The 13,029-nt window shown below is 55.9% G+C and carries 9 protein-coding genes and 1 pseudogene; 8 read left to right on the forward strand and 2 right to left on the reverse strand.

Annotation, left to right across the window (positions count from 1 at the left end; all coding sequences use genetic code 11):
• Positions 1–32 precede the first annotated feature (32 nt).
• The 8 genes and pseudogenes from AC13E3_RS06255 to AC13E3_RS06290 all read left to right on the forward strand — a co-directional run bounded on the left by AC13E3_RS06255 (position 33) and on the right by AC13E3_RS06290 (position 8,798).
• On the forward strand, positions 33–1,478 hold the full coding sequence (locus AC13E3_RS06255; RefSeq protein ID WP_288367482.1) for a YfcC family protein: 1,446 nt from the start codon (positions 33–35) through the stop codon (positions 1,476–1,478).
• 23 nt (positions 1,479–1,501) lie between these two features.
• Complete coding sequence (locus AC13E3_RS06260; RefSeq protein WP_288367481.1) at positions 1,502–2,731, forward strand: arginine deiminase; 1,230 nt, start codon at positions 1,502–1,504, stop codon at positions 2,729–2,731.
• A gap of 18 nt (positions 2,732–2,749) precedes the next feature.
• Positions 2,750–3,751: an ornithine carbamoyltransferase gene (argF, locus tag AC13E3_RS06265; protein WP_288367480.1), complete on the forward strand. Its 1,002-nt coding sequence runs from the start codon at positions 2,750–2,752 to the stop codon at positions 3,749–3,751.
• Positions 3,752–3,766: 15 nt separating this feature from the next.
• Positions 3,767–4,699 carry a carbamate kinase gene (arcC, locus tag AC13E3_RS06270; protein ID WP_288367479.1) on the forward strand — a complete coding sequence of 311 codons (933 nt, stop codon included), beginning with the start codon at positions 3,767–3,769 and terminating at the stop codon, positions 4,697–4,699.
• A 58-nt stretch (positions 4,700–4,757) separates the two neighbouring features.
• The gene (locus tag AC13E3_RS06275) at positions 4,758–6,374 is read left to right on the forward strand and encodes a BCCT family transporter (RefSeq protein WP_288367478.1); all 1,617 of its coding nucleotides are present in this window, start codon (positions 4,758–4,760) and stop codon (positions 6,372–6,374) included.
• Positions 6,375–6,776: 402 nt separating this feature from the next.
• Positions 6,777–6,887 (forward strand): annotated as a pseudogene (locus AC13E3_RS06280) (IS5/IS1182 family transposase); the annotation flags it as partial.
• A gap of 347 nt (positions 6,888–7,234) precedes the next feature.
• Complete coding sequence (locus AC13E3_RS06285; RefSeq protein WP_049756875.1) at positions 7,235–8,227, forward strand: TolC family protein; 993 nt, start codon at positions 7,235–7,237, stop codon at positions 8,225–8,227.
• Positions 8,184–8,798 carry a substrate binding domain-containing protein gene (locus AC13E3_RS06290; protein ID WP_227716182.1) on the forward strand — a complete coding sequence of 205 codons (615 nt, stop codon included), beginning with the start codon at positions 8,184–8,186 and terminating at the stop codon, positions 8,796–8,798. The genes AC13E3_RS06285 and AC13E3_RS06290 overlap by 44 nt, the downstream gene beginning before the upstream one ends.
• A gap of 15 nt (positions 8,799–8,813) precedes the next feature.
• Here the strand turns inward: AC13E3_RS06290 and AC13E3_RS06295 are convergent, their stop codons facing one another.
• A complete protein-coding gene (locus AC13E3_RS06295; RefSeq protein WP_008172293.1) occupies positions 8,814–11,864 on the reverse strand; it encodes an efflux RND transporter permease subunit in 3,051 nt (1,016 codons plus the stop codon).
• A 1-nt stretch (position 11,865) separates the two neighbouring features.
• Positions 11,866–13,020 carry an efflux RND transporter periplasmic adaptor subunit gene (locus AC13E3_RS06300; RefSeq protein WP_008172291.1) on the reverse strand — a complete coding sequence of 385 codons (1,155 nt, stop codon included), beginning with the start codon at positions 13,018–13,020 and terminating at the stop codon, positions 11,866–11,868.
• Positions 13,021–13,029: the final 9 nt, after the last annotated feature.

Consider the following 13,029-nt stretch of genomic DNA (forward strand, 5'->3'; position numbering starts at 1 on the left):
TTCATGTAAGGACCACTGAAAGGAGATCGCGCATGAGCAATGACAAGCTTCCTTCATCGAACCCCGAAGATGACCTCGCAACACGGTTTCCCACGGCATACACCATTTTGTTCCTACTGATCATTCTGATTGCAGCGCTGACCTGGGTCATCCCTGCCGGGCAATACGAGCGGTCGATGAATGAAGAGGTCGGTCGGGAAGTGGCGCTGCCCGGCACCTATCAGACCGTTGAGCCCAACCCCCAGGGGTTCGTGGATGTAATGCTGGCGCCCACAGCGGGCTTCTATGACCCCGACAGTTATGCTGCCAATGCCATTGATGTGGCCCTTTTCGTGCTGTTCCTTGGTGGCTTCCTGGGCGTGATGAACGCCACCGGCGCCATCGATACCGGCATACGCAGCGCCATGCACCGGCTGGAGGGCCGGGAGATATGGATGATTCCAATACTGATGACCCTTTTCGCGCTGGGCGGTACAACCTATGGTATGGCCGAGGAGACCCTGGCGTTCTATGCCATTCTGATTCCAGTGATGATCTCGGCGGGATATGACGCTGTGACCGGGGTCGCCATTATTCTGATAGGCGCGGGTATTGGCGTACTGGGCTCCACAATCAATCCGTTTGCCACGGTTATTGCCGCAAACGCCGCCAACATTCCCTTCACAGACGGCATCGCACTGCGCTTCGTACTTCTTGTCGGTGGCCTGATCATCTGTGCCGCTTACGTCATGCGCTATGCCCACAGGGTCAAGAAGGACCCATCCCGCTCTGTGGTCGCCAGGCAAAGGGAGGCCCATCGCAGACTTTTCCTGCAAGGACATGATGAGCTGGAAAACTTTGACCTCACCGGCACCCAGAAAATAGCGCTGGCCATCTTCGCCGTTACCTTCATCGTGATGATCTGGGGGGTGTCGTCCCAAGGCTGGTGGATGGCACAGATGGGCTCACTCTTTTTCGGGTCCGCCATCGTGATTGGCCTGATCGCCCGGTTAGGCGAGAAAAAACTGACCGGCAGCTTTGTTGACGGCGCTCGCGACCTGCTCGGGGTTGCCCTGGTGGTGGGCCTGGCCCGAGGCATTGTGGTGATCATGGAACAGGGCATGATTGCAGACACCATTCTGCACAGTGCAGAAACCACCCTCGGCGGGTTGCCGGAGCTGGCGTTTATCAACCTGATGTTCTGGATAGAAATGGGCATGAGTTTCTTTGTGCCGTCCTCTTCCGGCCTGGCCGTGCTCTCCATGCCGATCCTCGCGCCACTGGCCGACTTCGCCAATGTTGGGCGAGATCTGGTGGTCACGGCTTATCAATCCGCCAATGGATTGGTAAACCTGATCAATCCGACCTTCGCTGTGGTGATTGGCGGCCTCGCCATCGCCCGTGTTTCCTACGACCGCTGGCTGGCGTTCATCTGGCCCCTGCTGCTGATTCTCACCGTATTCATCACGGTGGTGATCAGTGTCGGCGCGATTCTCTAAATCAACGCAACGGAGCATGCAACATGACTAATCAAACACTTGGTGTTCATTCCGAAACCGGCACCCTGCGACAGGTGATCGTCTGTCGCCCCGGACTGGCCCACCGGAGGCTGACACCATCCAACTGCGATTCGCTGCTGTTTGACGACGTATTCTGGGTCAAGCAGGCCCAGAAAGACCATGACGTATTCGCCGGGCTGATGCGTGCCCGGGGCGTGGAGGTACTGGACGTTAACGAACTGCTGGCCGAGACCCTGGACATCCCCGAGGCACGGGACTGGATTCTGGACAACCGCATTACCTGGAACCACATCGGCGTGGGCATGGTGTCCGACCTTCGCGCCTGGATGGACGAGCTTCCCGGCCAATCCCTGGCGGAGTTCCTGATTGGCGGGCTGGAAGTTGGCGACCTGCCTTTCAACCCCACGGGCCTGTTTGGTAACCATCTGGGGCCTCACGGATTTGTGCTGCCACCACTGCCAAACTTCCTGTTCACCCGGGACAACAGCGCCTGGATCTACGGCGGAGTCACCCTGAACCCCATGTACTGGGCCGCACGCAAACCGGAAACACTGTTAATGAGCGCCATCTACCGGTTCCACCCGGCGTTCGCTGGCAAGGTGAACGTGCACTGGGGTGACCCCCTCGAAGATCACGCCCTGGCAACCCTGGAAGGGGGAGACATTATGCCGGTGGGTAATGGCACGGTGCTGGTGGGGATGGGGGAACGATCCTCTCCGCAAGCCATCGGCCAGTTAGCCAGGGCCCTTTTTACGAACGGTGCCGCTGAGCGGGTGATTGCCTGCCAAATCCCCAAGACCCGTTCAGCCATGCATCTGGACACGGTGTTTACCTTCTGTGGCGGCAATGTGGTCACCACCTTCAAGGAGGTCGCCGACCAGACAGTCTGCTACGACCTGCGCCCCGGCAGGGACGGCAAACACCTCTCTTTCCAGCAGGACCCCCGGCCGCTGTTCGATGTGGTTGCGGACGTACTGGGCTACCCCTCACTGGAGGTGGTTGCCACCGGTGGTGATACCCCGGCCGAGCGGGAACGGGAGCAGTGGAACGATGGCAATAACGTACTCGCCCTGAGCCCGGGCGTGGTTATCGGTTACGACCGTAACGACGACACCAACGCCGCCCTGGAAGCCGCCGGCATCGAAGTGCTTGCCATCCCCGGAGCGGAGCTTGGCCGTGGCCGGGGCGGTGGGCGCTGCATGAGTTGCCCGACCATTCGAGACGCCGTTTAACAAGGAAGGAGTAACACCATGGCTTTCAACCTCAAGAACCGGCATTTCCTGACCCTGCGGGACTTTACCCCACGGGAGATCGGCTTTCTACTTAAGCTTTCAGCCGATCTGAAAACCGCCAAGTATGCCGGCACCGAAGTGCCGCAACTCAGGGGCAAGGACATTGCGTTGATCTTTGAAAAGAACTCCACCCGAACCCGGGTGGGTTTCGAGGTTGCAGCATTTGATCAGGGCGCCCGGGTTACCTACCTGGGGCCGACGGGCACCCATATCGGCCATAAGGAATCGGTGAAGGATACGGCCCGGGTGCTGGGGCGTGTATACGATGCCATCGAATACCGGGGGTTCGGACAGACGGTAGTTGAGGAGCTGGCAGAATACGCTGGCGTGCCGGTATACAACGGGCTCACCAATGAATTCCACCCCACTCAGATCCTGGCGGACTTCCTGACCATGCAGGAAAACGTGGAAAAGCCCCTGCGGGACGTGGCATTTGTGTTCATCGGCGACGCTGCCAACAACATGGGCGACAGCCTGCTGATCGGCGGCGCCAAGATGGGCATGGACGTGCGCCTGTGCGCCCCGAAAGCCTGCTGGCCCAGTGAGGCAATTCAGAAGGAGGCACAGGCTATTGCCATTGAAACCGGCGCCCGGGTCATGATCACCGAAGACATTGGCGCCGCCGTTGCGGGCGTGGACTTTGTTTACACCGACGTTTGGGTGTCCATGGGTGAACCCAAGGAAAGGTGGGCAGAGCGGATCAAACTTCTGCAGCCCTATCAGGTAAACGCTGCCCTGATGAAGAAAACCGGCAACCCAAGAGCAAGGTTCATGCATTGCCTGCCGGCCTTCCATAACACCGAAACCACCGTTGGCAAGGAGATACAGGCGGAGTTCGGTATCGATGCCATGGAAGTCACCGAAGAGGTCTTCGAGAGCCCTGCCTCTATTGTGTTTGATCAGGCGGAAAACCGGATGCACACCATCAAGGCGGTGCTAGTTGCAACTCTTGGAAGCTGAGGCAAGGAGCGCGATATGCTTGTAGTAGCAGCTCTTGGTGGTAATGCCCTATTGCAGCGAGGGGAGCCTCTGACCGCCGAGGCCCAGCGGGCCAATGTAAAAATTGCCGCCAAATCACTCGCCGAAATCGTCCGCGCTGGCCATCAGTTGGTCGTCACTCATGGCAATGGTCCGCAGGTAGGTTTGCTGGCGCTTCAAGGTGCCTCCTATCAGCCAGAGGAAGCTTATCCATTAGACGTACTGGGCGCGGAAACCGAAGGCATGATCGGTTACATCATAGAGCAGGAGCTGGAAAACGCCCTGGATCATGACCGGCCTGTGGCAACCCTGCTCACCCAGGTACTGGTGGACAAGGACGACCCTGCTTTCAGTAAACCCACGAAATTTGTCGGGCCGGTGTATGACAAGCAAGAGGCCGAGGCCAAGGCTCAAGCCGCCGGCTGGCACATAGCCCAGGATGGCAACAAGTGGCGGCGGGTAGTGCCCTCGCCGAAGCCCCTGGAGATACCCGACATGCGTGTGCTCCAGCTGCTGCTGGAGCAGGGTGTTGTAGTGATCTGCGCCGGAGGCGGCGGCATTCCGGTTCTTCGGCGGGGCGATGGCAGCCTGGTCGGCGTAGAAGCTGTGATCGACAAGGATGCGGCCAGCGCCCTACTTGCCCGACATCTCCGTGCCGACGCACTGTTATTGCTCACAGACGTGGATGCAGTCTACAGCGATTACGGTTCGTTCACTGCCGCGCCCATTTACGAACTTACTGTCGCAGAAGCGAAAGCCCTGAACCTGCCCGAAGGATCAATGGGGCCAAAACTCACAGCGGCGATCAATTTCGTCGAAGGTGGCGGTATTTGTGGCATAGGCAGACTCAACGAGTCCTTGGCAATTCTCAATGGGAGCTCTGGCACAAAAGTCGTAAGTGGTTACGCCGAGCAAGCGAAACTCAGGTAATTCGAATTGCTGGTTCCGTATTTACCTTTATGCCTACTGAATTGGGGACATCCAGACCATGAATAACCGTCCCGGCTGGGTCTTTTACGCATCACTGTTGCTGCTAAGTATTTTTGTCATTATTGGGATTATTTTTCCAGCGGAACTTCAAGCTTGGGCTGACGTAGGTCTCGAATTCACAACCGAGCACTTCGGCTGGCTTTACCTGTTTGCCACCACTGGCTTTCTCGTCTTCTGCATTGCCGTAGCGGTCAGTGACTATGGACATATCCGTCTAGGCGCGGACGGTGAGGCTCCGGAATTTTCCTACTTAGCCTGGTTGGGTATGATTTTTTCCTCGGGCATGGGGGTCGGCCTTGTCTTCTGGGCCGTAGCAGAACCAATGAGTCACTATATGGCACCTCCCCTGGGTGGTGCGGAGCCTGAAAGCCCGGAAGCAGCGAGCCTCGCCATGCGTTATGCCCTCTTTCATTGGGGCTTTCATCAGTGGGCGAACTTCGCAATCGTTGGGTTGGCTATTGCCTACGTACGGTTTCGAATGCAACGCCCGGGCTTGATCAGCGAGACCTTCCGCTCATCAATCGGTCACCACGTGGATGGTGGCATCGGACATGGCATCAATATCCTGGCCGTTGTTTCGACAGTGTTTGGTGTTGCGACGACATTGGGGCTCGGGGTTATCCAGATAAATAGCGGGTTGGTATACGTGGGCGACATTGGTTTTGGAGCCGATCAGCAACTTTTCATTCTCGGCCTGACCGCTGTCGTTTTCCTACTCTGCGCCTTAGTTCCACTGGAAAGTGGCGTGCGCTACGTCAGCGACGCCAATATGGCGCTAGCCGCTTTCCTGCTCATCTACGTATTTTTCTTTGGCCCCACCGACTTCATTACCGCAGCCATGACCAACGCTATCGGCGACTATTTCGCCAATGTGATGGGTATGAGTTTGGTAATGACGCCCTATACTGGCGACGATTGGGTCGAGCGTTGGACCATATTCTACTGGGCATGGGGACTTTCCTGGGCTCCATTTGTAGGCAGTTTCATCGCACGAATCTCCAGGGGCAGAACCATCCGTGAGTTCGTCCTCGGCGTGATTGGAACACCTGTACTACTGAGTACTTTGTGGTTTTCCACTTTCGGCGGCTCAGCGCTTTACTTCGAACTCTTTGAAGGTGCCGCTCTTGGCGAAGCTGTTAGCAAAGAGATGAGCTCTGCTCTCTTCGCCACCTTGGATTTCCTGCCGGGTGCAAACATAATCAGTATCCTCATGCTGGTATTGATCGTGTTATTCGTCATCACCTCAGCCAACTCAGCAACCTTTGTACTTGGAATGTTCACCAGCAAGGGGGTACTTACCCCGAAAAACTGGCTGCGGATAGTCTGGGGCCTGGTGCAAGTCATGGTTGCAGGGGTGCTGCTGATGAGCGGCGGTCTGGCTGCACTCCAGACTATTTCAATTTTGGCTGCGTTTCCATTCATGGTGCTGATGATATTCATGGCGATATCCCTTCTAAAATCATTACGCGATGAGCAGCGACAGATAGAACTCCATGAGGCCCTTACCCGTGGACGCATCATGCGGTTGCTGGAGGAAAACGATAAGAGGCAAGCCGATCAGATAGATGAAGAAGGGCCTGCTAGGTCCAAACTTGAAGATCATGAGAGTGGTTAATCACCCTACCCAACTCCCCACTGCTGGTATAATTCGACAGCTTTCCTCCGGACATCCATGGCGTCTCCTGTGTAGTGGTCAACTAATCCCGGACACATCCTAAGGCTTTTCTCAGCTGCGGCGGGAGGAATTCCATCGCTGAATGTGTGAGGTCGCTGCCGGTTGTAATAGTCCATCAGATAGCCACCAACACCTTTTTGGCCACAGGCAGCTTCCTATATCCCATGCCCGGTATCCATTGGAAGTGCGCATCTTTAGAGGTAGATCGCGAACGTTCGCTTTTGTTTAGCTGCTACGGTCGCAAAGCGAACATTCAGCTTGGAAGATAGCGCCAGCCTAACGGGCCGATTCGTGGAATTGCACTGGAACACTCTGGTCCAGTTGACGGACTTTTTGAACTCGGAGCATCCCTTTCGCACCATCAAGCGGCAGTTAAGTTATGCCAAAGTCCGCGATCGCAGCCTGTCGAAGAACACCAACCTGTTCTACCTGTTCGCGGCGCTCAGCAACATGCGGAGTGACAGGTTCGCCGTTTTTAAGCCATTTTATGCGTCCTTCACCGCAGTAGTTCTTGTACTCTTCCGCCACGTCGGGGCGGCGGCTGCTTCGAATGCTTCTTTGGTCTTCGTGACACGCGCATGGCCCTGTTCTTCATGGAGCATCCATTGGTCGTCGCCGTAGATAATAGGCAGGTCCATGAAGGTCTTAACCCTCCATTAACCACCTCCTAGATAGTCTGTATCCCGTCGTTTACCGCAGATTTGACCGCGCCCGAATGGACTTTACCTATGTATCGCTTGCCCTGCTCGAAAGTAGTGCTGACTGCTTTATGCTGCCTGGTTATTGCAGGCTGCAGTTCGTTGTCCACGAGAACGGACTATCTCGCTCAGGCCGATTCCGAGCGTCAGAACGTCGTCTCCAAGTTTGAGATGGAGGTTGGTCTCGAAACAGCCTACCTGAATGAGCTGGTCAACAGCCATGACCTGGACGCGCTTATTGTCGAAGCGCGCGCGGCCAATCCTGATTTCCAGCAAACACGGCTTTCACTCCAAATTCTCCGTGCTCAATACCGAGCGACTCAGGCGGATCAACTCCCCGACGTCGAGGCTGGATTCGTCGCGAATAACACTGACGGTCTAGATACTGCCTACACCGGCACCGTCAGCATCAGCTGGGAGCTGGATTTGTGGTCGAAGATTTCTGATGAGGCGTCGGCTGCCGCCAGTGACGTTGCTGAACAGCTGGCTCTCTACCAAGCTGCGCGGGATACGCTCGCAGCCGAGGTCATGCAGGGCTGGTTGAAACTGGTGAATCTGAATCGCTCCGTTGCCATCGAAAAGCAACGCGCGGAGCTATTGGAAAAAAACGAACAGTGGATTCTTCAGCGTTACCGCTCGGGACTGGGTGACCTTGAAGATCTGGACAGCGCCCAAAGCTCTGCGGCCAGTGCCAGGGCGACATTGATTGCAGTTCAGGAATCCCTGCAGCAACAGCAAAGGGCGTTGAACCTGTTGCTCGGGCGAAGCCAGGCTAGCACGGTCATTTCCGCCGACTATCCGCAGGTTCTTTTACCCCTGTCCGACCTTGCAGAGCAAACATTGCAGCGTCGCCCGGACCTTAAAGCGGCCTATATGGCTATCAGGGCAAATGATTTTCGAACGTCCGTTGCCTACAAGGACATGCTGCCATCCATCAACCTGGAAACAGCGCTTAGCGAAACAGGCACATCGCCCAGTGACGCCCTATTGCGCAACCCGGTGTGGTCATTGCTCGGTCAGCTACCGCGTTGTGCCCTGGATCGACGAATTGATGGCAACGCATCCAGGTTTGAATCTCAGAGTTCAGATTACTGACACCAACGTGGACTTTTACCGGGATTCGGTCGACATGGCGCTTCGCTACGGCGCGCCCAGTGACACCAACCTGTATGGCTTCAAAATTTGCGATGTGCCGCGCCTGCTTTGCGCATCTCCTGATTACCTTTCGCGTCATGGTCGCCCCATTCATCCTGATGACCTTGAGAACCACAACGGACTGTTCTATCAGTTGCAGGACATCCCATTTGACCTCTGGACGTTCAAACGGGGAGACGAGGAATATCGAGTCAAAATGACGGGCGATCGCGCCTCAAACGATGGCGATCTGGTTCGCCGGTGGTGCGTCGCTGGTCGCGGTCTTGCGATAAAATCGTGTCTTGATATGTCGGATGATCTGCTTGCAGGCCGTGTCACCACAATCATGCCGGACTATGCGCCGCCGGTATCCGAGCTGTGGCTGATTTGTCCTACCCGACAGTCAATAACGCCGGCAATGAGGTTGTTGAGGGATGACCTGCGTGCAAAAGTAGGCGAACTGATGAATGCAATGATTGCCGGAGGCTTTTTTCCTCCGGATCGCTTGTCCGGAGGAAAAAAAGACGCCTGAAAAACAGCGGGTGCGTTATTGATGATAAGAAATTCTCATTAACGTGCAGTACACCACTGGCAGCACCACTAACGTCAATACCGTTGCAACACCCAAACCGAACACGATAACCACCGCCATGCTCGCGAAGAAGGCATCGCTGAACAGAGGAATCATTCCCAACATGGTGGTTACGGCCGCCATAAGCACAGGTCGTACCCGGCTTACCGCGGCCTCAACCACCGCAGTGAATGCATCATCCTGCTGTTCTAACTGAATATTGATCTCCTCAACCAGCACAATGGCATTCTTCAGTACCATACCGATCAGACTCAGAGTCCCGAGCAGCGCCATGAATGTAAAAGGCGCGCCGAGCAATACCAGTCCACCAATGATTCCAATCATCATGAGAGGAACAATCATCCAGATAGACAGAGCCTGTCGGAAGCTACCGAACAACAGCATCGAAATAATGAACATCCCCAGCAGTCCAAGAGGCAGCGAGGAGAAAAGCGAAGTCTGAGCTTCGGATGAGGTCTCGTACTCTCCACCCCACTCAATCGAATAGCCGTGGGGAAGCTCCAGCGCGTCGACCTGCGGGCGGATCCTCTCCAGCACACTCGCCGCCGTCTCCCCCGACAAAGGCATGGGTTCGGCATAAACCGCCAACATCCGCTCCCTGTTTCTGCGTTTTATCAACGGATCCCGCAGTTCCGTATTGATGGCATTGATGACGTTGCCCGCGCTGACATAGCGGCCCTGCTCTTCACTCCAGACATTGATCGAGGTAAGGTTTTCGATGTCAAAACGCTGCTCCTCTCTTGACCGCATAATGATCGGAATGAGGTCGCTCCCCTCACGGTACACTCCAACCTGCTGCCCCTGATTATTCAGCAACAACGCCTGGTGCAGTGATTCGCGAGATACGCCAAGGCGCCGGGCCTGTTCTTCGAGGAACTCCGGTACGATCACGGCTTCCCGGTTACCCCAGGACAAGCGCACGCTGTCGGCCAGAGGTTCATTTTCAAAAATTGCCTGCACGCGCACACCGATTTTCCGGAGTTCTTCGGGATCTTCTCCAAAGATACGAGCTTCAAGACTGGCTTTGGCTGAGGGCCCCACCTGCAAAGCCTGCACTTTGTAATGCACGTTCGGGAAGTCTGTACGCAGTTGCTCAATGACTTCCTCCATACGGGCCTCTCTCGACGCCTTATCCCGGGTCTCTACGATCAATTGGCCAAAACTGGCGTATCGCTGCTCCGGTGAATACGTCAACGTAAAACGCTGGGCTCCGCCACCGGTGACACTGGTCACCTGAACGACCTGGTCCATGTCATTCACGCGCGATTCCAGCCGCTTTACGGTCTCTTCGGTTTGCAAGATGTCGGCGCCCTCGGGCAACCAAAGGTCAACAAAGAAGAGTGGCGTTGTGGCATTCGGGAAGAAAGCATTCTTAACCTGTCCCGAGAACGATAGAACCCCAGCCAGAAGCGCGATCGCAAGTGTTAATGTCACGAAGCGATAATGAATCGCGTAGGTCAGCAGGCGGCGGAAGACGACGAAAACAATTCCCTTATAGGGGTCGTTATCGGATGACTGCCCGACACTCTCGAGCTTGTCGGGATAGAACATATCAAAGAAAAACGGGGTCAGAGTGAGTGCCGTCAGCCAGCTCAGGAAAAGCGAGTAGCACAGAACCCAGAACAGGGAGCCAATGAATTCTCCGGTGGTGTCTGGTGAAAGGCCGATAGGAGCAAAGGCCGTAATGGCAATCACGGTAGCGCCGAGCAGCGGGTACCGGTTCTGCGAGACCACTTCTTTGGCTGCCTGCCTTTTGGACTTGCCCTTGGAAAGGCCAATCATCATGCCCTCGGTGACGACGATGGCATTATCGACCAGCATCCCCAGCGCAATGATCAGCGCACCCAATGAAATCTTCTGGAGCTGAATACCGTGTATTGCCATAAGCACGAATGTACCCATGATGGTAATCAGCAGGATCAGCCCCATGAGCAGGCCACTTCGCAGCCCCATGAACAGCAAAAGCACAATAATGACAATGCCCACCGCCTGAGCAAGGTTCATGAGAAAAGCAGATACTGCCTCCTCGACTACTTCAGGCTGGTTATACACTGTGTTCAGTGTCATGCCGATGGGTTGCTGTTTTTCCAGGCGTTTCAAAGCCTCATTGAGACTCTCACCTACATCAACAACGTTGGTGCCCTCTGCAAATGACACGCCGATGGTCAAAGCAGGCAATCCGTCAGAGTGGTAAAGCAAGGCGGGTGAGTCATTGGTCACCCTGCGAACTTCGGCCAGATCGCTGAGCCGGATAATACCCGAATCAGCGCTTCCAACTGCCAGTTGCTCAAGTGCCTGAACGGAATCAAGCTGACCGGTTGGCTGAACGGATAACGACAGCCCTTCACTGCGCAGGTGGCCAGCGTTGCCCACCGTATTCTGCGCATTCAGAAGGCTTGCCAGGTATTCTGGCGAGATGCCAAGAGCACGCATACGGTCACGGTCCAGTGACACGATCATCTGCTCGTCGACACGACCACCGATACTGACTTTTGCGACGCCCTCCAACAATCGCAGTTCTCGCTGAATGAGATCCGCATGGTCACCAAGATCTTTCAGCGAGTAGCCGTCACCACGCAACGTGAGCAGCAGGCCGAAGACATCGCCAAAGTCATCGTTCACGATGGACGTGTTCACGCCTGGTGGCAGACCAGGCTGGGCATCATTAATCTTTCGCCGAAGGATATCCCAATACTGGTCTAACTCCCCTTCTCTGACCGTCTTCTTGAGTTGGACAGTAATCTGCGACAAGCCGTCCGAGTTCACCGAAGTAATGTCATCGATGCCCGGCATCTGCTGGATCGCTTTTTCCAGAGGCAGCGTAACCTCCTCCTCGACTTCAAGAGGCGTTGCTCCGGGATATTGGGTGGTCACCAAGGCGGAACGTAACGTGAACTCCGGGAATTCAAGCTGGCCAAGACCCAGAAACGCGAACATGCCCCCAACCCCAAGCAACAGCGTGACCATCCAGCTGATGGACTTCCGATCAAGAAAATAATCGACCATCTCAGAGCCCGCCCTCTTTTTCCCAGGGACGGACCGAACGATCCCTGTTCATCCGGTGAGCGCCGGCAACCACGATTCTGTCGCCCGGGCTGAGCTCTCCCCGAACAAGCACGCCATCGTTCATTTTCTTACCCGGCTCGACATCCACCGGCTCGACGCTGCCCGTGTTATCGCCATTCTCACCATCGGCAGCAGCCACGTATCGCCAAACCACGCTAGTGCCGGGTTCTGCGTCAGGTGTTACAAGCGCCGCGGTTGGTATCAGCCACGACGGGGCGCTCTCTCCAGCCAATGTGCCGTAATCAAGCAGAACGGTCGCGCTCATCCCCGAAAGCACTGTGATGTCCTCGGGTTCAGGGAGCGTTACGGTAACCTCATAACTGAGCGACCCCTGAGAGGCATTGCTGTCATGCTCTTTGTAGCTCGCGGCGTAGCGTTTATCGGGAAGCTCGGGAAACTGTACCCACGCGATAGTGTTGCCATTGGCGCGAACGTTCCTGGATCTCTGTGGTTGAAGGCGGCGGACCTGTTGTTCAGGCATCTGGAACGAGACGTCGATAGAGCCGGGCCGTTGCAGTTCGGCAATGGCCTGCTGCGCTGATACAACCTGAAAGACATCCACCGGCACCCGTGAAATGACGCCATCAAATGGCGCTTTGAGAACGGTATAGGAAAGTTGGTCCTCCGCGCTGGCCAGTTGCGCTCTGGCAGAGAGGTACTCGGCCTCGGCCTCATCGAAACGGGCCTGACTGATGGCCTGGCGCTCCAACGATATTCGCATTCGCTCGAAGGTGGCCTGTGCCAGATTGAAATTTGACCGGGCGTTTTCCAGGCGGGTTCTTGCGTCCCGATCGTCCAGGCGGGCAACGACCTCCCCTTTTTCCACAGTGTCGCCTGCTTTAACGGCCAGCTCCGTCAGCTCTCCTCCCACTCTGAAAGAGAGTTCTGAATGGTCAGACGCCGAGACTCTGCCCGGATACTGATTGAGCGTGCCTGACTGCGCCTGCTCCAGCGTCATGAGCTTTACCGGGTAGACAGTTTGCTGTGTCAGAGGGGGCGCCTCCGCCGAACATCCCATCACCAGGAGGCTCGAAAGCATTGCAAGCGCTTGTAGGCCTCTCAAGGGCATGGCGGTACTGACCATCTTGAATTTCATAACGCGTCA

This window comes from Marinobacter sp. L-80, assembly GCF_056859395.1.